The organism is Streptomyces sp. SID10853, assembly GCF_010548145.1.
Classification (GTDB): domain Bacteria; phylum Actinomycetota; class Actinomycetes; order Streptomycetales; family Streptomycetaceae; genus Streptomyces.
In genome coordinates, this window is record NZ_JAAGLN010000003.1 from 18,129 (window position 1) to 38,028 (window position 19,900).

The 19,900-nt window shown below is 70.9% G+C and carries 18 protein-coding genes; 3 read left to right on the plus strand and 15 right to left on the minus strand.

The annotated features are described in order from the left end of the window. Positions 1-39 precede the first annotated feature (39 nt). From G3I19_RS01655 to G3I19_RS01665, 3 genes are all read right to left on the minus strand, one after another. Positions 40-1,161: a hypothetical protein gene (locus G3I19_RS01655; RefSeq protein ID WP_164258650.1), complete on the minus strand. Its 1,122-nt coding sequence runs from the start codon at positions 1,159-1,161 to the stop codon at positions 40-42. Further along, positions 1,151-1,492: a hypothetical protein gene (locus G3I19_RS01660; RefSeq protein WP_164258652.1), complete on the minus strand. Its 342-nt coding sequence runs from the start codon at positions 1,490-1,492 to the stop codon at positions 1,151-1,153. The genes G3I19_RS01655 and G3I19_RS01660 overlap by 11 nt, the downstream gene beginning before the upstream one ends. 214 nt (positions 1,493-1,706) lie before the next feature. Continuing rightward, positions 1,707-4,088, minus strand: a complete 2,382-nt coding sequence (locus G3I19_RS01665; protein WP_164258654.1) for an MFS transporter — start codon at positions 4,086-4,088, stop codon at positions 1,707-1,709. Positions 4,089-4,282: 194 nt separating this feature from the next. On the opposite strand from G3I19_RS01665, the gene G3I19_RS01670 reads away from it, so the two are divergent. Continuing rightward, complete coding sequence (locus G3I19_RS01670) at positions 4,283-4,900, plus strand: TetR/AcrR family transcriptional regulator (RefSeq protein ID WP_164258656.1); 618 nt, start codon at positions 4,283-4,285, stop codon at positions 4,898-4,900. Positions 4,901-4,905: 5 nt separating this feature from the next. Then, positions 4,906-6,090, plus strand: coding sequence for an NADH:flavin oxidoreductase (locus G3I19_RS01675; RefSeq protein ID WP_164258658.1), 1,185 nt, complete (start codon positions 4,906-4,908; stop codon positions 6,088-6,090). A gap of 17 nt (positions 6,091-6,107) precedes the next feature. On the opposite strand, the gene G3I19_RS01680 is transcribed toward G3I19_RS01675, so the two are convergent. The 3 genes from G3I19_RS01680 to G3I19_RS01690 form a co-directional block, all read right to left on the minus strand. After that, complete coding sequence (locus G3I19_RS01680; protein ID WP_164258660.1) at positions 6,108-7,289, minus strand: cytochrome P450; 1,182 nt, start codon at positions 7,287-7,289, stop codon at positions 6,108-6,110. 105 nt (positions 7,290-7,394) lie between these two features. After that, positions 7,395-7,976, minus strand: a complete 582-nt coding sequence (locus G3I19_RS01685) for a GNAT family N-acetyltransferase (protein ID WP_164258662.1) — start codon at positions 7,974-7,976, stop codon at positions 7,395-7,397. Continuing rightward, positions 7,963-8,169 carry a DUF397 domain-containing protein gene (locus G3I19_RS01690; RefSeq protein WP_164258664.1) on the minus strand — a complete coding sequence of 69 codons (207 nt, stop codon included), beginning with the start codon at positions 8,167-8,169 and terminating at the stop codon, positions 7,963-7,965. The genes G3I19_RS01685 and G3I19_RS01690 overlap by 14 nt, the downstream gene beginning before the upstream one ends. Positions 8,170-8,610: 441 nt before the next feature. Between G3I19_RS01690 and G3I19_RS01695 the strand changes: the two genes are divergently transcribed. After that, complete coding sequence (locus tag G3I19_RS01695; RefSeq protein ID WP_203599029.1) at positions 8,611-9,153, plus strand: MSMEG_1061 family FMN-dependent PPOX-type flavoprotein; 543 nt, start codon at positions 8,611-8,613, stop codon at positions 9,151-9,153. A 62-nt stretch (positions 9,154-9,215) separates the two neighbouring features. On the opposite strand, the gene G3I19_RS01700 is transcribed toward G3I19_RS01695, so the two are convergent. The 9 genes from G3I19_RS01700 to G3I19_RS01740 form a co-directional block, all read right to left on the minus strand. Further along, positions 9,216-11,348 (minus strand): iron ABC transporter permease, encoded by a 2,133-nt coding sequence (locus tag G3I19_RS01700; RefSeq protein ID WP_164258668.1) that lies wholly within the window; start codon positions 11,346-11,348, stop codon positions 9,216-9,218. A gap of 2 nt (positions 11,349-11,350) precedes the next feature. Continuing rightward, complete coding sequence (locus G3I19_RS01705) at positions 11,351-12,370, minus strand: iron-siderophore ABC transporter substrate-binding protein (RefSeq protein ID WP_164258670.1); 1,020 nt, start codon at positions 12,368-12,370, stop codon at positions 11,351-11,353. An 8-nt stretch (positions 12,371-12,378) separates the two neighbouring features. Beyond that, positions 12,379-13,173 (minus strand): ABC transporter ATP-binding protein, encoded by a 795-nt coding sequence (locus G3I19_RS01710; RefSeq protein WP_164258791.1) that lies wholly within the window; start codon positions 13,171-13,173, stop codon positions 12,379-12,381. Between the two features lie 405 nt (positions 13,174-13,578). Next, on the minus strand, positions 13,579-14,892 hold the full coding sequence (locus G3I19_RS01715; RefSeq protein WP_164258672.1) for an MFS transporter: 1,314 nt from the start codon (positions 14,890-14,892) through the stop codon (positions 13,579-13,581). 94 nt (positions 14,893-14,986) lie between these two features. Beyond that, entirely contained in the window at positions 14,987-15,568 is a 582-nt protein-coding gene (locus G3I19_RS01720; protein WP_164258674.1) for a winged helix-turn-helix domain-containing protein, read from the minus strand. A 194-nt stretch (positions 15,569-15,762) separates the two neighbouring features. Then, positions 15,763-16,356: a TetR family transcriptional regulator gene (locus G3I19_RS01725; RefSeq protein ID WP_164258676.1), complete on the minus strand. Its 594-nt coding sequence runs from the start codon at positions 16,354-16,356 to the stop codon at positions 15,763-15,765. A 90-nt stretch (positions 16,357-16,446) separates the two neighbouring features. Continuing rightward, entirely contained in the window at positions 16,447-17,466 is a 1,020-nt protein-coding gene (locus tag G3I19_RS01730; RefSeq protein WP_164258677.1) for an aldo/keto reductase, read from the minus strand. 197 nt (positions 17,467-17,663) lie between these two features. Then, positions 17,664-18,119, minus strand: coding sequence for an Lrp/AsnC family transcriptional regulator (locus tag G3I19_RS01735; protein ID WP_164258679.1), 456 nt, complete (start codon positions 18,117-18,119; stop codon positions 17,664-17,666). Between the two features lie 143 nt (positions 18,120-18,262). Beyond that, positions 18,263-19,681, minus strand: coding sequence for an amino acid permease (locus G3I19_RS01740; RefSeq protein WP_343234955.1), 1,419 nt, complete (start codon positions 19,679-19,681; stop codon positions 18,263-18,265). Positions 19,682-19,900: the final 219 nt, after the last annotated feature.

Sequence of the window (19,900 nt, forward strand, 5' to 3'; positions counted from 1 at the left end):
ACATCGGGGGCCCGGACTCCGGCACCGGCCCTGCGGCGTTCAGAACGCCAGCCGGCTCCGTACGGTGGCTGCCAGCTCCCTGTCGGGCGGCAGGGGATGGTCCCGCAGCCCGGATTCAGCGACCTGGTCCAGGAGTCTGTCGAAGCCGAACAGGAACGACCTGTTTCCCAGGACCCGGTCGAACTTCTCCGCATTGGCGATGGACGCGTCGAACAAATCCCCCGATGCGAGGTCGATCCGGGGGAACTCCGGATTGGCCTGGTCCTGCGAGAGCCATTCGATGTGGGTGTGCAGATGGCCCTGCCTGACGAATGACTCCATATAGGAATCGGACACATTCACTTCGGACTGTGTCGTATGTACGCGCACCCGCTCGTCCAACAGCTGGAGTACGTGGAGGTTCTTCAGAGCGAGGTGCGCGGAGTCCATCACCGGCCACGGCAGCCCCGAGTTCTTGATGAACGGCACCATGGAGAGGAACGCGATGTGATCGCACACGCACTCCTCGATGAGCGGGCTGGACGGTGTCAGCCCGTCCACGAATCCGCTCAGGTCGAAGAAGGAGGGGGTGTCGGCGGATCCCGCGGAGAACCTTCCTGCCCATTCCCGTACGACGTCGAGCGAGTCCTTGCTGCTCCAGCCCGGCCCGGCCTTTTCCCTCTCGTTGCGCAGCAGGATATGGCACACCTCGTGCGCGATGGTGAACAGCTCCTGCGCGAGCGCAAGGGTCCAGGTGGCCTTCGACGGCGCGGGGACGGGAGCGCAGCGGTCGCGCAGGATGTTCTGGGCGATGGAGATGTAGTACGCCGAGTCGAGATGGCCGGTGAGGTAGAGCCGGTGGCCCGTCAGCCGGTACAGACAGGCCAGGACCTGGTCGGGCTCCGCCTCGTTGAGCGCCAGGTTGGTCAGGGCGCTGAAGATCCGGCCGAGTTGCTGGTCGTAGACCACGTACTCCCCGGACGGGCTCACGAAGTGGGACGGCCGGGCGTGAAAGGAATCGACGACCACGAAGGGAGGCGCAGTGCTGTCCACCTGCAGCAGGTTTGCTTCTTCCTCCCAGAACAGATGGAAGTAGTTCTCGTAATTCTCCGACCAGGCGGGCAGCACCCTGTCGAAGCAGTCCGCCCCGTACAGGGTCTTCAGATAGGCGCTATCCATCATGGCCGGGCGCCCCTTCGGGGATCTCGGCGATTTTCCCCTGCACGCGGTCCAGGATCCGGTTCACTTCTTTCTCCGTGTAGCCGCTGAGTTCCAGGCCGTCGACCACGACTTTGGTCTCTTTCCGCTGATCGGCGCGTGAGCGGATCCACGTCCTGAAGTACGGGAAAGTGGCCACGCTCAGCGCGATGAGCATCTGGAGAGCCGCCTCGCCGTCGAACGGCCGCTGCTCCGTCCGTTCCCCAGCCGTGGTGATGCCGTGGGCAAGCACTTCGAGCTCGTCCGCGGCCTGCGGCTCATTGCTGTTGATGGCTACAATGATGTGGATCGGCATGGATCCCTTCCGGGTGCGTTCGCGTCGGAGGTGACGTCAAGTCGGCGCCTGGGCAGGGTGGTTGGGCGCCGCAGCCAGAGTAGGCAGGTACGGGCCTCCGGGGCCGCGTCAGGCCGGGCCGTTCCCCCGCAGAGGTGAATCGGCGGCGAATTCGCGTGCGGGGCAAGGGCGGTGACCGAGCAGCGGAAAAGGGGGCGCCGCTTCGGCTCAGGGCTCAGCGGTCGAGTGTTCCGCGGCCGATGCCGGTGGTGCGGAGCGCGATGACGGAGAACGTCACGTACAGCAGGGCCAGGCAGAGCGGGAAGACCCGGTCGCGGCCCAGGGAGTCGATTTCGTTGTGCAGGGACAACAGCGAGGTCGATGCCGCCACAGCGCCGATGAACGCCGGTCCGGCCATGGTGGCCCGCAGCCGGGCCGGTACCGCCTCCGCCAGGGCCGCCACCGCGCCGGGAAAGAGGACAGCGACCAGGACCGCATCGGCGCACCGCAGCACCATGGCCACCTGGTACGACGCAGGCGTGGTGAGGGACACGGCCACTTCCAGTGCGGCGAAGGCGCCGCCGCACACGGCGAGTACGACGGGCCTTCGGCGGTCGGAGAGCCGTCCCAGCAGGGGAAACAGCAGGACCGCGAGCCCGGCGGGCAGCGAGGAGTGCCTGAGTTCTCCGGTGGAGGTGCGCATGGTGGCGTCCAGCCCTGAGCTGACTGTCCATCCGGCTCCCAGGGCGAGGAACCCGACCAGGACCGACAGCCGCTGGTGGTGGCGGAACGGCTCGTAGAGTGCGCGCGGCGGCGCATCGGACTGCTCCGCGCTACGCGGCTCCCACAGCCTCCGCCGTAACGCCAGCCCCAACAGAGCCAGCACCACGGCGGCCACGGCCGGTGCATCCCGCAGACCGGTGCCCCGGGCTTCGGCTCCGGCGACGCCGGACAGCGCCTCCGCCGCGTACAGGCCGCCGAAGTACCAGCCGAACAGCGCGGCCCTTCGGCCGGGCGCCGCCGTCTCCGCCAACAGCGTCACGGTCACGCCGAGTTCACCCCCGACGGCCAGGGACATCAGTAATCCCGAGGGGATCAGGACAACGAGCCCGGCCCCGGCCGTGAGCGGCAGAGCGGCGAGGGCGAGGAGCCCGGCCGTCAGCAGACCGGCCGGGCGACGACCCCAGCGGTCCGCGGCCGCGCCCGCGAGAACCGCACCCGACAACTGTGCGGGGATGCTCAGTTGCCACGGATATCCCGGCCCGTCTCCCGGCGCGGCGGGAGCGGCCGGGAGCAGCACGAGCATCAGCCCTTGCAGGGAACCGCACAGCAGGGCGGCCGCCAGTGCGCGCGCCCGCATCCGCCGGGTGGGCGACGATTCCTCGTCCGAGTGGAGCCCCAGCCGGGTGAGGACCGCGCGGAACCGCGTGTACAGCTGGAGCCTGATGTCCTCGCCGCCCCTGTCATGGAACCGGCCCGCGGTCTTCCTGAGATCCAGGGGGAGGAGGGAAGGCGTCCAGTCGTCGGCGAAGACCACCAGGGCCCGCAGGGGGTAGCCGTCGGCGTCCGTGCCCCGGCCCCGGCCCTCCGGCCCGGCCAGGTCGGGCAGGCGACGCCCTCCCGGCAGCAGGTGGTCGGCGACCTTGCGGAACTCGGCGTACTCCGCGGGGCTGGAGTAGACCAGCAGGACCAGTTCGGCCGGGTCCCGGCAGCACACCGCCTGTCCGAACTCCCAGAGCGTGCCGCGGGCCGGCCCGGTGCCCAGGACGACAAGCCGGGCCTGCCGCAGCAGAGCCAGGACGGTCGGCTCCCAGTTGTTCCACGGCAGATAGACCCGGTCGGCACCGGGCGGCGGGAGCGCTTCCTCCGGGTGCCCGACCGCCAGCAGGCGACCGGCGTGCCGCACCGACCAGGACAGCAACTCCTCGACGGTCAGGGTCGATCCGGTCAGATTGAGATAGCGGGGCTTACGAGCGAGACCGACGGGATAGGACGCGATCGGATCGTCCTTCCCGAACGGGCGGAGATAGAGCACATACGGCTCGCCCAGGCAGGCGGACAGCGAGTCGGGGACACCCACCCGATGGCGCCGCCCGCGCCTCAGGAAGAACGGCGCGGCCGTCTGCGCACCGGCCGCGAGCAGCAGAAGCCCGGTCGCCTGCACCGCAGCCCCGACATCGGTGCCGAGACGGTACTGGGCCTGGAGCACCACCTGGGCCACCCGTCCGAGCCCCGCCGTGTACGCCGAGACCGCGAGGACATTCCACCCGACACCGGCGACGATGAGCGCTCTCCCCAGGACCGGCCGCTGCCGGCGCCCCGGCCTCCCGAAGGCCGGGGTGTCACCGGCCGGGACAGCGAGGTCCGGCAGCTCGGGTGCGACGGGTGCGGGACCGGACGGGCGCACGACCGACATCACGTGACGGCGGTCGGCCCACCAGCCCACGTACCGCACGGCCAGGGCCACCGTCAGAGCACACACCGCGCCGAGTGCGGCGCGGGCCGGTAACGCCGCGGTGGCAGAGGTGGAGTCCAGGACCCTTCCGGTGCCGAGCGACCGTCGGGTGACCGGGTCGAGCAGCGGGGCGGTGACCGCGCCGATGAAGATGTCCGTCACGCATACCACCCAGCAGCTCCACCGGATCAACCGCAGGACCACTCCGACGCCGAGCCACCCGGTCACAACCCCCATGGCTCCTCGATACTCCGGGCACGGCACGACGTCCAGCCCCGGGGCGGGGGGAGGACAACGGCGACCAATTTTCAATCACTGATTGAGAATTGTCGTGAGCTGTGCTGTCATGCGGTGCCATGGCGACTGACACCACCCGGGCGCGACTGCTGGACGAAGCCGAACGGCTCTTCCTCGAACGGGGCTACGAGCTGGTCTCGATGCGCGCGGTCAACGCCGCCGCAGGCATGAATCCCGCCGCGGTCCACTACCACTTCGGCTCCAAGGAGGACCTGGTCGTGGCCCTGTTGCAGAGCCGTCTCGGTCCGCTGTGGGCCGACCGTCTCGCCGTCCTGACACGGCGCAGGGACGCCGGCTGGACCCCCGGCGCGGCCGAACTCGTCGACGTCGTCGTCCGCCCGCTGGCCGAACTGGCCGCCCGCCCCGAAGGGCGCATGCTGCTCCACCTGCTGGCCCGCACGGTGCTCCGCGACCGCGACCTGCCGTTCGACGACCCGTGGTTCCGGCACCAGCCCTATCGCGATCTGCTCGCCGCGGCCCGGCCTGACCTGCCGGCCCAACAGGTCGCCGACCGCTGGCGCCTCGCCTTCGATCTGCTGCTGCAGCTGTACGGAGAGCCCGCGGCGAACGTCGCCGACCTCGGCGCGGCACAGCCCCCGCCGGTCACCACGGTGATCGCGTTCATCACCGCCGGCCTGGACGCCCCGTCGGCCGGTCCCGAACCTCACGAAGGGTGATCCCCATGGCCAAGCCCCTTCCCCACCAGGCGCCGGACGTTCTCGCCCCGGCCGAGCTCGGTCCGCTCACGTTACGCAACCGGATCATCAAGGCGGCCACCTTCGAGGGCTGCACCCCCGACGCCCTGGTCACCGACGAGTTGATCGAGTACCACCGTCGGCCGGCCGCAGGCGGCGTCGGCATGACGACGGTCGCCTACTGCGCCGTGGCGCCTGAGGGGCGCACCGAACGTGGCCAGATCTGGATGCGGCCGGAAGCGATACCGGGGCTGCGGAGGCTGACCGACGCGGTCCACGCCGAAGGCGCGGCCGTCTCCGCCCAGATGGGCCACGCCGGACCGGTCGCCGACGCCAAGTCCACCGGGCTGCCCGCGCTGGCGCCCGGCCGCCTGTTCAATCCGCTCAGCATGCGGATGACCAGGCCCGCGACCCCGCACGACATCGACCGCGTGACCCGGGCCCACGCCGAGGCCGCGCGTATCGCCGTCGAGTCCGGCTTCGACGCCGTGGAGATCCACTTCGGCCACAACTACCTGGCCAGTTCCTTCCTCAGCCCGAAGATCAACCGGCGCAAGGACGATTACGGCGGCAGCCTCGACCACCGGGCCAGGGTGGCTTGGGGCATCGCACGGGCCGTACGCGACGAGGTCGGCGACCGGATCGCGATCACCGCCAAGCTCAACATGAAGGACGGCGTCCGCGGCGGCTTCGGCATCGAGGAGAGCATTCAGGTCGCCCGGCGGCTCCAGGACGACGGCTCTGTCGACGCGCTCCAGCTCACCGCGGGCAGCTCGCTGCTGAACCCGATGTACCTCTTCCGCGGCGACGCCCCGGTCAAGGAGTTCGCGGCGCAGTTCCCGCAGCCGCAGCGGCTGGGCATTCGGCTGGCCGGCAAACAGGTCCTGCGCGCCTACCCGTACCGGGAGGCGTACCTGCTGGAGTTCGCCCAGCGCTTCCGTGCCGCCCTCGACCTGCCGCTGATCCTGCTCGGCGGCATCACCCACCGGGAGACGATGGACCTGGCCATGGCCGAGGGCTTCCAGTTCGTCGCCATGGCCCGGGCCCTGCTGCGCGAGCCGGACCTGATCGCCCGGATCACGGCCGCCCCCGACACCGCCTCGCAGTGCACCCACTGCAACCTCTGCATGCCCACCATCTACACGGGTACGCACTGCCCGTTGGTGCCCTGACCCGGCTGCCTGTCGGGTCAGGCAGCCGCAGGCGTATCCCGGTGGACCGCGACCTCCAGATGCTTCAGGCCCCGCAGCCCGTTGTTGATCAGTGGTGTCGAGCTGAGGGTCTCGAAGCGGGCCACCTGGTCGGCAAGGCGCTCCAGGAGCGTGCTGAGTTCGAGCCGCGCCAGGTGCATGCCGACGCACACGTGCTCTCCGCGTCCGAAGGCCAGGTGGTCAGAGGGGCGGCGGGTGATGTCGAACCGGGCCGGGTCGGGATAGTGGCGCCCGTCGCGGTTGGCAGAGCCGTAGAGCAGGGCGACCCGGGAGCCTGCCGCGAGAGGGATCCCGTCTATCTCGTGGTTCTCCGTGAGCACCCGGCTGAACTGCGGGACCGGGGACTCAAGGCGCAAGGATTCGTTGATCGCGTGCGGGATCAACGACCGGTCGGCCCGCAGCAGCCCCCACTGGTCAGGGTGTTCCGCGAAGAGCGCGATCATGTTCGTGATCGCCAGGATCGTCGTGTCGAGGCTCGGAGTGACGTAGTCGAGCATCAGCGCCGGGCACGTCTCCTTGGATATCTCACCACGGTCGGCGGCCTGATAGAGATGAGCGGCCCAGCCGCCGGGGTCAATTTTCCCCGGCACCGCGTCATTCGCGGCGAACGCGAGGAACTCCTCGACCACCGGCATCGCTTCCGTGAACCGTGTGTTGGCCGGCCCCTGCACGTTCCAGATGGCCGCGGCCCACTCCAGCATCTTGGTGCGCCCCCGGTCGGGGAGACCGACCAGGTCGGACACGACGGTCATCGGCAGATGCTCGGCCAACTCCGTGGCGGCGTCGAACCGTCCGCGCTCCACCAGTTCTGTGACGACGCGGTCGGCCTCCGCCTCAAGCCGTGGCGTGACGTCGCGCATACGGTCCTGACGCAGGGGCCGGCCCAGTACCGACCGCAGCGCCGTGTGGTCGGGAGGGTCGCTGCACAGCGTGATGCCTTCGAGTTGGGCATTCATCAGCGGGTCGACGAATACGCTCCGCGCCGACGAGAAGGTCTGCCAGTTCGTGAGAGCCGCCCGCACGTCGTCGTAACGCGGCAGCGCGTAGAGGTCGTAGCGGGGCAGGTACACCACCGCTCCCGTCTCGCGGAGTTCCTCGTATATCGGGTACGGATCAACGCGCGCCTCTTCGGTATAGAGGTCGACATCACTGACTGGCATCGCGGACAAGGCATCTCCTGGGTACGGTCGGCTCCGAGGCCGGAGGCGACGGTTTCTCGGCTGTCTCGGCTGTCTCCGGTTTGATGACATCCGCGGTGTGTTGGTTCACCGGCAAGGGGGCGGCGGCGGATCGGCGGTCTGCCGAGCCGCGATGCCGTCCCAGGCGACCTCGTAGTACTTGACCCGCTCGTCCTGCCCGGTCAGCGTCATGCCGACGGCAGTCATCACGCGGTGGGACGCGGCGTTCTCGTGGTCGGCGTCCCCCTTCACTCGGGTGAAGCCCCTTGCTCGGGCGGAGTTGAGCACCGCCCGGACCGCCTCGGACGCGTACCCCTTGCCCTGCGCGGCCGGGACCAGGCCGTACCCGATGGTCAGGCTGCCCTCTTCGTCGGGCGGGCCGTGGAAATCCACACCTCCGATCGCGTATGCGTCGCCGCGCCGCCGGATCTCGTACGCGCCCGGGTGCGGAGCCCCACCCGCCGCGCAGGCGGCGAGGAACCGCCGGGCCGCGGAGATGTCCCCTGCCGTGGGGTATGCGGCTGCCCACCGGTCGCCCTCGGCCGCTCTGCCCGCCACCAGCCGCTCGGCTTCGTCGACGGTCAGCGGATGCAGCACGAGCCGCGCCGTCACAAGGTCCCCGGTGGAGGGGGACACACCGCCGTGACGGTCGAGTTCAGCGGCTGCCATCGGCCTTCATTGCCGCGAGGAAGGCGGTCCAGGCGGTGGGGGAGTGGTACGTGGTGCCGTACGCGGGGCGTTTGCTGTCCCGGACGGCGCGGCTGCCGTCGAGCGCCCCGGCCGCCTCCGCGCACTCTTGCCCGTCCGTGGACGAGCGGAAGGAGCACGTCCTGACAGGTGTCGCGATTCGCTTGTCGGCCATGGCGTTTCGGCTTCCTCGGGGATGCTGTTCAGCCTCTTCCGCGCGAATTCTATGGTCTGCGCGGGAGCCGGAGCAGTGGAACGGTGGAACGGTGGAACGGTGGAACGGAGAGTCTCGAACGGTTCCGGTGAACCTTGGCGGACGGCATGGGGCCGGTGGGCGCGGATTCCCGCATCACCGCAGCGAAGCGGGTCCTGGCACCCGGAGAGCTTCTCGCATCGGTGATCGATCCCGTGGCTACCCACCAGCCCCGACCGCGCGCCGGCAGCCCCGGGCCTGGAGCAGGGGCCGCAGGGAAGTAAGGTAACCCTAACTGGCTGGTCAGTGTCCCGCTGTGGCAGCCCTCTCACGGTACGGAGCACCCCCTTGTCGTACGTCGCGTCCCCGCCCGCCTCGCAGGCAGCGGTCCCCACCGCCTCGCCGGCCGCCGGCCGCACCGCCCTGGATTCGCTCGCCGGGGCCGTGCCCGTGCGGTCGGCCGATGAGCTGCGCGGCATCCTCGGTGTGCCCCACCCCATCGTCATCGACAAGGTGCACGACCGGCTCATCGACGAGGATCTGGACCTGCTGGCGCGTTCGCCCCTCTGCGCCCTCTCCACCTGCGACGCGGCGGGGAACTGCGATGTCTCCCCGCGCGGTGACGCCGCCGGTTTCACCCACGTACTCGACGACCGCACTCTCGTCCTGCCCGACCGCCCGGGCAACCGGCGGGGCGACAGCTTCCACAACGTCCTGTCCAACCCGCATGTGGGCCTGCTCTATCTGATACCCGGCGTGATGGACGTCCTGCGCGTCAACGGCCGCGCCCAACTCCTCAGGGACGCGCCGTTCTTCGACGCGATGACCGTGAAGGGGCGGCGGCCCGAACTCGCGCTGGTGGTCGAGATCGAGGAGATCTTCCGGCACTGCCCGGCATCGCTCCGCCGCTCGGGCGTGTGGTCGCCGGAGACCTGGGAGCGCGCCACCGGGACCGCGTCCGACTGACGCCCGCCCCTCTACCTGACGCGCCCCCCTCGCGCCGCTACCCCCTCGCCGCCGTTCCCCCGCTACCTCTCCCCCCTCGCCCGCCACAGCAGCCACCCGAAGTACGGGGCGCCGATCACCGCGGTGACGACCCCCACGGGGATCTGCGCGGGCGCGATCACCGTGCGGCCGACCATGTCCGCCACCACCACCAGCAGGGCGCCCATCAGCGCGGCCACCGGAAGGACCCGGGCGTGCCGCTGGCCCACCAGGGCGCGTGCCGCGTGCGGGGCCACGAGGCCGACGAAACCGATGACACCGACCGCGGCCACCGCCGCCGCGGTGAGCACCACGGACACCCCGAGCAGCGCCAGGCGCGTGGTGCCGAGCCGGATCCCGAGCAGGCGCGGTGTGTCGCCGTCCAGACCGATGATGTCGAGGTCGCGCCGCAGCACCGCGAGGACCGGCAGGCAGACGACGAGAGCGCCGAGCACCGGAAGGACCTCGGGGAACGTACGCCCGTACGTCGAGCCGGAGAGCCACACGAGCGCCTTGGTCCCGTTGTTCGGATCGGTCAGCACGATCAGCAGGCTGACCAGCGCGGCGGCCCCCGCGGACACCCCGATACCGATCAGCACCAGCCGGTTCTGCTCCAGGCCGTGCCGGGCCGCGAGCCCGAAGACCAGCGCGGTGGCGGCCGCAGCCCCGGCCAGCGCGGACCCGCTGATCAGCCAGAAGCTCGCGAGCGGCACGGCCGTCAGCGTGATGACGGCGCCCACCCCGGCCCCGCCGACCACGCCGAGGATGCCCGGTTCGGCGAGCGGGTTGCGCGAGACGGCCTGCACCACTGTGCCCGCCGTGGCGAGCGCGGCCCCGGCGAGCAGCGCCGCGGCGATCCGCGGCACCCGGGTGTCGAGCACGAACGTGACGAGCCGTCCGGACCGGCCGGTGAGCCAGTTCCCCACGTCGCCGAGCAGCAGGGTGGTGTCGCCGACGAGGGTCGCCGCGACCACCGCGGCGACGAGAGCGACGGCCGTCACCGCGAGGGTCAGGACGAAGGCGCGGCGGCCGCGCAGCCGGGCGAAGGCCGCGTCGGGACGGGTGGAGCCGCCGTCCCGGGACCGGTACGCCAGGAAGACGAGCACCACGGCGCCGAAGAAGCTGGTCACGATGCCGGTCGGTACGGCCGTGCCCGCCTGGGCCCCGAAGAGGGCGCGCAGCAGGACATCCGCGCCGAGCACGACGAATACGCCCGCCAGCGCGGACGCGGGGATGAACACCCGGTGGCGCAGGAGCGCCGGTACGCGGGCACCGATGAGCCGTACGATCGCGGGCGCGCACAGCCCGACGAAGCCGATGGGCCCGGCGACGGTGACCGAGACGGCGGAGAGGACCACGGCGAGGACGACGGCGACGGTCCTGGTCAGGCGCGGGTTGACGCCGACCACTTGGGCCTCGTCGTCACCGAGCCCGAGGATGTCGAGCCGCCTGCCGAGCGCGATCAGCCCGAGCAGCGCCACGAGTGCGACCGGGGTGAGCGGGCCGATGGTCTGCATACCGATCTGCGCGAGCGAGCCGTTGCCCCACGCGTAGAGGCCGCTGGTCTGCTGGGTGCGCAGCAGGAGCAGCATCTGGCTCAGACCGCTGAACCCGAGCGTGAGGGCCGAGCCCGCCAGGACGAGCCGGGTGGAGCCGGTCCCTGTCCGGGCGAGGCCCAGCACGATGGCCGCCGCGAGCAGCCCGCCGACCAGCGCCGTCCCGCCCGCCGGGAAGGCGGGCAGGGTGACACCGAACGCGGCCACGGCGACGACCGCCAGATACGCGCCCGCGTTCACGGCGAGCGTGTCGGGCGAGGCCAGGACGTTGCGCGACACCGACTGCAGTACGGCTCCGGCGGCCCCCAGGGTGCAGCCCACGACCAGCCCGGCGGCGAGCCGCGGCAGCCGGGAGGCCACCAGCACGGCGTCCGCCCGGTCCGTACTGCCGTTGCCGGTCCACAGGGTGGTGACGGCGTGCCAGAGGGCGTCGGGCCCGACGGCCGCCGTGCCCTGACCGATGTGCACGACCGCCAGGGCGAGCAGCGCGAGGAGTGCCCCGAGCGCGAGCAGGACGAGAGTGCCCCGGTGCGCGGGCCGTCGGCCGGTCCCGGGGGATGACGGCTCCTGCACCGGGGCGCTCGACGGCGTACGTACGGTCTCCGCCGGGCGAGTGGACACGTTCACTTGGTCAGCGCGTGCACGACGGCGTCGACGTACTGCGTCATCGACGCCGTACCGCCGAACATCCAGATGCCGTCCGGGAGGCGGTGGACGTCGCCCTTCTTGACGAAGGGCAGTGACTTCCACACCGCGTTGTCCTTGAGCCCGTCCGCGAACGGGTCCTCGCCGTCAGTGGTGTTGGTGATGTAGAGGAACTGGGCGTCGCCGATCCTGGTGAGGCCCTCCACGTCCGTCGCCGCCAGGCCGTAGCCCTTGTCGCCCTTCATGGTCCACGGGCTGACCAGGCCGAGTTCGGTGTTGATGTCGGTGAGCAGCGAGCCCTTCACATAGGGGCGCACCGAGACCTGGCTGCCTTCCTTCCACCCGTCGGCGAAGGCGACCTTCTCGCCCTTGAGCCCGGCGGCGGCGAGTTCCTTGCGGCCCGCGGCGATCTTGCCGCGGAAGGCGGCGAGTTCTGTCCTGGCCCGGTCCTCGGTCCCGGTGGCCTTGGCGATGAGGTTGACGTTGTCGGTCAGCTGGTCGATCTGGCGGCTCGCGTCCGCAGCCCGTACCACGATGAGGGGTGCCACCTTGGAGAGCTGCTTGATGGCCGAGTCCGACAGGTCGTTCGTCGCGACGATCAGGTCGGGTTTGAGGGCGGCGACGGTGTCCACGCTGGGCTCGCCGCGGGTGCCTATGTCCTTGACGCCGCTGGGCAGCGGCGCGGCGGTGTCGTACGCCTTGTACCCCTTCACATCGGCGGCGCCGACCGGGGCGACCCCCAGCGAGACGAGCGATTCGACGACGTCCCATTCGGTGCCGACGACGCGCTTGGCCGGTCCGTCGAGTGTCACCTTCTTGCCGCGTGAGTCGGTGAGCGTCAGCTTGGCGGCGGACGCGGACTCCTTCTTGGGCGCCTCGGATGTGCCGCAGCCGACGAGGGAGATCGCAGCGGTCCCGACGAGCAGGGACCATGCCCAGCGCTTTGCTGTCGGGGGCTTGGTCGCCAGGGGCTCGGCCGTTGTGGGCTTGGTCGTCATGAGGTGTTTCAGGGCCTTTCGGGGCGAAGGTGGTGTCTTCCCACCGCGCGGGTGCGGGGGATACCGGTGGCGGGGTCGGGTTCGACCTCGATACGGATGCCGTAGGTGTCGGTGAGCAACTCGGCGTCGTACACCTGGGCTGGGGTCCCGGCCGCGGCGACGCGGCCCGAGGAGAGCAGGACGACCTGGTCCGCCACGGCGGCTGCCTGGTCCAGGTCGTGCAGGACGACGCCGATGGTCACGCCGTGCGTGTCGGCGAGTTCCCGGACGAGGTCCAGGATCTCCACCTGGTAGCGCAGGTCGAGATAGGTCGTCGGTTCGTCGAGGAGCAGCACCTCGGTGTCCTGCGCCAGGCAGCAGGCGAACCAGACGCGTTGGAGCTGTCCTCCGGAGAGGCTCTCGACGCCCCGGTCGGCGAGTTCGGTGGTGTTGGTGACGGCCAGGGCGTGCTCGACGAGCCGCGCGCCGTCCGGGTCGCTTCCCCGCAGCCGGCTGCGGTACGGATGCCGCCCGAAGCCGACCACTTCGCGGACGCTGAGACCGGCCGGGGTGGTACGGCTCTGGGCGAGCAGCGTGATGCGCCGGGCGAAGTCCGTACGGGAGAGGGCGAGCGCGTCGATGCCGGTCTCGCTGTCGGCGCCCAGGGCCACCTGACCGGCGCGGGCCCGGTGCAGGCGGGCGACGGCCCTCAACAGGGTTGACTTTCCACTGCCGTTCGGGCCGATGAGCGCGGTGACCCGGCCGGGCGGCAGGCGGAGGTCCGCTCCGTGTACGACATCGGCGCCGTCGTAGGCGACCGTGATGCCGGTGGCGGCGAGGCCGGACGGCGTGCGGGTGCCTTCAGTGCGCACGGCGGACGTGGCGCTCTCGGCGCTCTCGGCGGGCGTGGCGGAACTCTCGGCAGACGTGGCAGACGTGGCGCGGGCATCTGCCGTGGCGCGTCGGGGCCGTTGGGTGTCTTCTCGGTCGGGTGCAGTCGCGGTCACCCGGTGAAGGTTAGCCTAACCTAAGTGATGGTCGACAGTCGGCCCCGATCCAGGCGCGATGGCCGGAAATAGACCCGGTGGGAAGGCGGACTCGCCTTCCCACCGGGTGCGCCGCGCCCCGGCCGACGGGCGCAGGGCGCGCGCTCAGGGTGCGCGCTCAGAGCGCGTGCGCAGGGCGCGTGTGCCGAGCGCGTGCTCAGGTTGCATGTTCAGGTTGCACGTTCAGAGTGCGGGCTCCGTGTTCGGCCGGGGCTCCGGGGTGGTGGCCGGCGGTGCGGTCGGCAGATCGCGGGAGCGGCGGATCGGGGAGAACCAGAGGAGTGAGGCGGCGAGGGGGATCCCGGCGATGGTGATCCACAGGGCGGTACGCGTCCCGAGCCCCTCGCCGAGCGCGCCGCCGATGACCGCCCCGAGCGGGATGGTGCCGTAGTTGAGAAACGCGGCCGAGGCGGAGATCCGGCCGAGCATCTCCTTGGGGCAGTACTGCTGGCGGAAGGTCGAGGCGAGGATGTTCCCGGCGATCACCCCGAAGGACACCGAGGTGTAGCCGGTCACGAAGAGCACGAGGCCGAACCCGGCCGTGGTCAGCGGGATCAGGAGTGCGAGCGAGGGCACTGCCACCTGGAAGAAGATCAGGGCGCGGGCGCTGCCCATCCGGGCGGCCACCCGGCGGGCCGCGAAGGCGCCGATGATGCCGCCGATGCCGCCTCCGGTCATCAGCGCGCCGATGACCCCCGACGAGAGGTGAACCTCGCGGACCAGGAAGACCACGAGGATCGACTGATACGCCATCAGCGCCAGATTGGAGGCGCCGCCCGCGACGGCCATGGCGCGCAGATACGGGTCGCCGAAGGTCAGCCGCAGGCCCGTACGGATCTCCCGGCCGAGCGCTCCGCGCGAACGCACCGTCACCGGGCCGCGCTCCTCGCGGTGGGTGATGCGCAGGACGCAGAGGAAGGACACCGCGAACGTCGCCGCGTTCACGAACAGCCCGTTGGCCGCGCCGAGCGCCTGCACCAGGAAGCCGCCCGAGCCGTTGCCGGCGAGCTGGGCCGCCGACTCGCTGCCGTGGAGCTTGGAGTTGCCCTCGGCCTGGTCCTCGGGGGCGACGAGGTGCGGGAGCAGCGCGGTGTACGCGGTCTGGAAGAAGACGGACGCCGTGCCGGCCAGCACCGCTGTGACCAGCAGATAGCCGATCGAGAGCAGCCCCAGCCAGGCGGCGACCGGTACCCCGGCGAAGAGCAGCAGCGCGGCGGCGTCGGCGGTGAGCATCACCGGGCGGCGCGGCAGCCGGTCCACCCAGGCACCCGCGGGCAGGCCGATGAGCAGCCAGGGCAGCCAGCTCGCGGCGGTGAGCAGGCCCACCTGGAGAGTGGAGGCGTGCAGCAGGGTGACCGCGAGCAGAGGCAGGGCGACGGAGGTGACCGAGGCCCCGTACTTCCCGGTGGTCGACCCCGTCCAGAGGAGGCGGAAGTCGCGGTTGCGCAGCAGGAGGCTGCGAGGGGTGGAGCGCGCTGGCGTACCCGGAGTCGGCATGCGTATGAAGATAGCTTGCAGAGAACTCTCTGCAAAGGGGTTTGCAGAGAGTTCTCTGCAATATGAAGAGCTGCTGGGGGCCGCGCTTACGGCCTCAACTCCTGCCCTCGTGGCGGGCGAAGGACTGGAGCTGCACGCTGACCGGCAGCGATCCCGGTGCGGCGGCCTCGCCCTCCGCCGGGTAGTACTTGTCGATCACGGCCATCAGCTCGTCGTTCAGCTCCCGCAGCCGCGTGGGAGTCAGCCGCAGATCGTCCCAGTTGGCGATGGTGCCCGCGCTCTCCCACTCGGCGGGCCACTCCTGCGCGGCGTACGCGGACGCCCGCTGGAAGTAGAGCTGGATGAGCTCCTGGACATACGCGTCCACGGCGACCCGCGCCGAGGGGTCCTCCTTGCTCAACTGCGCGGTGTGCAGCACCTGTCGGTCCTCCACTGCCCGCCACCAGCGCTCCCGCTTGGTGCCCCGCTCCACGTCCTCCTCGATGAAACGGTGCTCGGCGAGCTGCCGCAGATGCCAGCTCACGGTGCCGGTGCTCTCGCCGAACTCCCCGGCCAGCGTGGTGGACGTCGCGGGTCCGTCGCGGCGCAGCGACTCCATGATGCGCACCCGCAGCGGGTGCGCGAGGGCGCGCAGACTTCGGGCGTCGATGGTCCGTACGGGCTTGTGGCTGGCCATACCGGCAGCGTAACCGGCCCGGCGCGCGGCCCTGCCGGGTGCTGGGTGGCGCCGCAACCGCCGTCGCCCTCGCGGCCCCCGCCCAAGGAGGCGGGCCTCTCGGCGGGCCCCTCGGTGAGCACCTTGCTGAGCCGCTCGATGAGCCCCTCGATGAGAACTTCGGCGGGTTCCCTCGGAGAGCCGGCGAGCTTCGCTCAGCGGGCCCTGAGTCCGCTCAGCAGCAGGTTTCGTACGGCGGCGAAGTCGTCCTCGATGCCGGGGCGGCCCCACTCCGTCGCGTACGCCGGGTCGTGGAAGCGGCCCGTGGCCTGGAAGACCGCGCGGGCAGTCGTCGTGAAGTCGGTTGCGGGCGGGGTGAATTCGCCCTGGCCGCAGCCGTCCTCGATGATCCGGGCGAGTTGTGCGGTCAGTGCCTCGATGTGGCTGTCGACGACTCCGCTGTTCTCCTCGGCCAGCACGTCGAAGGTCGCGAACAGCTCGGGGTCGTCGCCCGCCTTGTGGCGCTTCGCCGAGAAGAGGGCGGCGAGCCAGTCCTCGAGACGGGCGGTCGCGGAGCCGGCCCGGTCGTCGGCGAACCGGGCCAGCTCGGTCTCCGACCGGTCAAGCCAGCGCTGGGTGACGGCCTCGCGCAGCGCCGCCTTGGTGCGGAAGTGGCGGTAGACGCTGCCGTGGCTGACCCCGAGCACCCGTGCCACGTCGACCACCGTGGCCTTGGCCGGCCCGTACCGGCGCAGCACGTCCTCGGTCGCCTCAAGAATGCGCTCGGGTGTCAGGGCTTCGGGCGTCATCGCGTCTGCGCTGCCTTTCGGTGCTGCGCTGCCTTTCGGAGGACGCGCTGCCGTGCGGGGGAGTGGAGCGCCCCCGACGGTACCGGGGAGTCAGCGCTCGCTGTCCAGGTGGGCCATCTGATCGGCCGCGTAGCGCTCGCCCGCGGCGGATCCGGCCGGGACGGCCTCCTCGATGGCGGCGATGTCGGCTGCGTCCAGCGTGACATCGAGGGACCCGATGGCCTCGGCCAGCCGGTCGCGGGTACGGGCGCCGATCAGCGGGACGATGTCGTCGCCCTGTGCCGACACCCAGGCGATCGCGGTCTGAGCGACGGTGGCGCCCTTCTGGGCGGCGACCTTCCGCAGTGCGTCGGTCAGTTCGAGGTTGTGCCGGAGGTTGTCGCCCTGGAAGCGGGGGCTCATGCTCCGGAAGTCGCCGGGGCCCAGCTCCTGGTCCCGGGTGAAGTGCCCGCCGAGCAGACCGCGGGAGAGCACCCCGTACGCGGTGATACCGATGCCCAGCTCGCGGGTGGTGGGCAGGATCTTCGACTCGATGCCCCGGGAGATCAGCGAGTACTCGATCTGGAGGTCCGTGACCGGCGCGGTGGCGGCGGCCCTGCGGATGGTCTCGGCGCCCACTTCGGAGAGCCCCACATACCGCACATGGCCCGCTTCGATCAGTTCGGCGATGGCGCCGACGGTCTCCTCGATCGGCACGTCCGGGTCGACACGGGCGATCCGGTAGATGTCGATGTGGTCGGTGCCGAGCCGCTGGAGTGAGTACGCGGCGAAGTTCTTGACCGCGTCCGGGCGGCCGTCGTAACCGGTGAAGGCCCCCTCGGGAGTCCGCAGCGCGCCGAACTTGACGCTGGTGAGGGCCTGTTCGCGGCAGGAGGCGGGGGCAGTGCGCAGGGCTTCGCCGATCAGCAGCTCGTTGTGGCCCATGCCGTAGAAGTCGCCGGTGTCGAGCAGAGTGACCCCGGCGTCGAGGGCCGCGTGGATGGTCGCGATCGACTCGGCGCGGTCGGGGGTGCCGTACACCGGGGACATCCCCATGCAGCCGAGGCCGAGGGTGGAGGTCAGCGGTCCTGCGGTGCCCAGCGTGCGGGCGGGAACGGGAGTGGCGGCCATTGAGGGCTCCTTCGCCGGAAACGGAAGCTGGCTGACGGAAGTCGGCGCACGGCGACTATGGCATGACGAATGACAGATTTCAACATCTGTCATTCGTCATGCGTTCGTCCGTCGTGGTCGCTTCCGGCCTCCTCCGGCTTCCGGCCTCCTCCGGTACTTCCCGTGCTTCCGGCACCTCTCGTCCCGGGCGGTGCGGCCTAAGTGGGTGAGCCCGAGCTGAACCGGCGTACCAGCGGCGACAGTACGAGGACGGACTTGGTGCGTTCGACGAACGGCTCGCCCGCGATGCGCTCCAGCACCCGCTCGAAATGGCGTACGTCCTCGGCGTAGATCTGGATGACCGCGTCCGCGTCGCCGGTGACGGTCGACGCGGACGCCACCTCCGGATACCGCGCCATGCCGCGGCGGATGTCGTCGGGTGAGGTGTTGTGGCGGCAGTGGATCTCGACGAACGCCTCGGTCTCCCAGCCCAGTGCGGCGGGATCCACCCGCACGGTGAAGCCGGTGATGGCGCCGGATGCGAGGAGCCGGTCGACTCGGCGTTTGACGGCGGGCGCGGACAGGCCGACCCGGGTGCCGATGTCGGCGTAGGAGCGGCGGGCGTCCTCGGCGAGGGCGTGGACGATGCGTTCGTCGAGATCGTTCAGTCGCAAGGCGGGTGGATCACACTTCTTCTCGGGCGGTCACTTGGCGGGCGGCCACTTGTCTGGCGGTCACTTCTCCGGCGGGCACTTCTCCGGCGGTCGCTCCGTGGTCAGTTCTCCGCGGTCGCTTTCCCGTGGTCACTTCTCCGCGGTCACTTCTCCGCCGGCGAGGCTTCGCGGGCGAGCTGGGAGCGGCGCATGCCGTAGCCGAAGTACAGCACGAGCCCGGCGGCCATCCAGATACCGAACCACACCCATGTCTGCGGGCCGAGGCTCGTCATCATCCACAGGCACAGCGCGAAGCCGATGGCAGGAGTCACCGGCGAGAACGCCACCCGGAAGTTCCGCGGCATGTCTGGCCGGGTCCGGCGGAGCACGATGACCGCCACATTGACCAGGGCGAACGCGAAGAGGGTGCCGATGCTGGTGGCGTTGGCCAGCTCGCCCAGCGGGACGACAGCCGCGAGGACCCCGCAGAACAGCGAGACGATCAGCGTGTTGGCGACCGGGGCGCCGGTCCGCGGGCCGACCTTGGCGAACACCTTGGGCACCAGCCCGTCGCGGGCCATCGAGAACAGGATGCGGGTCTGCCCGTAGAGCACCGTCAGCACCACACTGGCGATGGCGATGACCGCCCCGGCGGCGAGCAGCACGGCCCAGAAGCTCTGGCCGGTGACGTCGCGCATGATCTGGGCGAGGGCGGCGTCCGCGTTGTGGAAGTCCTGCCACGGCATCGCGCCGACGGCGATCAGGGCCACCAGGCAGTAGAGGGCGGTGACGATCAGCAGTGACAGCATGATCGCGCGCGGCATGTCGCGCTTGGGGTTGCTGGCCTCCTCGCCGGCGGTGGAGGCCGCGTCGAAGCCGATGTACGAGAAGAAGAGGCTGGCGCCGGCCGCGCTCACGCCGGTCATGCCGAGCGGCATGAACGGCTTGTAGTTGCCCGCCTTGATGCCCGAGGCCGCCACCGCGCAGAACAGGATCAGCGAGGCGATCTTGACGACCACCATGATCGTGTTGGCGCGGGCGCTCTCCTTGGCGCCGCCCAGCAGGAAGGCCATCGCCAGCAGGACGACGAGCAGCGCGGGGATGTTGACGATGCCGCCGTCGCCGGGTGGCGCGGACAGCGCGGTGGGGATCGTGACCCCGATCGTGCCGTCCAGGAACTCGTTGAGGTACTGGCCCCAGCCGACGGCCACCGCCGCCACGGACACGCCGTACTCCAGCATCAGACACCAGCCGCAGATCCAGGCGACGAATTCGCCCATCGTGGCGTAGGTGTACGAGTACGAGGAGCCGGCGACCGGAATGGTGCCCGCCAGTTCCGCGTACGACAGCGCGGAGAAGAGGGCGGTGAGCCCGGCGATCACGAAGGAGATGACGACGGCGGGCCCGGCCTTGGGGACCGCCTCGCCGAGCACCACGAAAATGCCGGTGCCCAGGGTGGCCCCGATGCTGATCATGGTCAGCTGCCACATGCCCAGCGAACGCCTGAGCCGGCCGCCCTCGCCCTGCCCGCCCTCGGCGATCAGCCGCTCGACGGGCTTGCGGCGCATCAGCCGGGAGCCGATACCGGGACCGACACCCCCGCCGCCGCCCTTGCCCCCGCCACCGCCGGACCCGGGACCGCCGCCCGGGCCGGCCCGGTCCCGGGTGTTCGGCGCTGCGTCAGGTCGTGCCACGGTGAGGCTCCTTCATCGCTGCCTGCTCCGGTGGCGGGGACCCGCGCGGACGGCACCGTTCCGCGCGTGCGCGTCCCGGCGCACAGCAGGAGGGGACCGCCGAGCCTG

Coding starts and splice junctions, on each gene's coding strand:
- G3I19_RS01655 (WP_164258650.1), bottom strand. CDS start 1,161: ATGATGGATAGCGCCTATCTGAAGACCCTGTACGGGGCGGACTGCTTC.
- G3I19_RS01660 (WP_164258652.1), bottom strand. CDS start 1,492: ATGCCGATCCACATCATTGTAGCCATCAACAGCAATGAGCCGCAGGCC.
- G3I19_RS01670 (WP_164258656.1), top strand. CDS start 4,283: ATGGCGACTGACACCACCCGGGCGCGACTGCTGGACGAAGCCGAACGG.
- G3I19_RS01675 (WP_164258658.1), top strand. CDS start 4,906: ATGGCCAAGCCCCTTCCCCACCAGGCGCCGGACGTTCTCGCCCCGGCC.
- G3I19_RS01680 (WP_164258660.1), bottom strand. CDS start 7,289: ATGCCAGTCAGTGATGTCGACCTCTATACCGAAGAGGCGCGCGTTGAT.
- G3I19_RS01685 (WP_164258662.1), bottom strand. CDS start 7,976: ATGGCAGCCGCTGAACTCGACCGTCACGGCGGTGTGTCCCCCTCCACC.
- G3I19_RS01690 (WP_164258664.1), bottom strand. CDS start 8,169: ATGGCCGACAAGCGAATCGCGACACCTGTCAGGACGTGCTCCTTCCGC.
- G3I19_RS01705 (WP_164258670.1), bottom strand. CDS start 12,370: ATGACGACCAAGCCCACAACGGCCGAGCCCCTGGCGACCAAGCCCCCG.
- G3I19_RS01715 (WP_164258672.1), bottom strand. CDS start 14,892: ATGCCGACTCCGGGTACGCCAGCGCGCTCCACCCCTCGCAGCCTCCTG.
- G3I19_RS01720 (WP_164258674.1), bottom strand. CDS start 15,568: ATGGCCAGCCACAAGCCCGTACGGACCATCGACGCCCGAAGTCTGCGC.
- G3I19_RS01725 (WP_164258676.1), bottom strand. CDS start 16,356: ATGACGCCCGAAGCCCTGACACCCGAGCGCATTCTTGAGGCGACCGAG.
- G3I19_RS01730 (WP_164258677.1), bottom strand. CDS start 17,466: ATGGCCGCCACTCCCGTTCCCGCCCGCACGCTGGGCACCGCAGGACCG.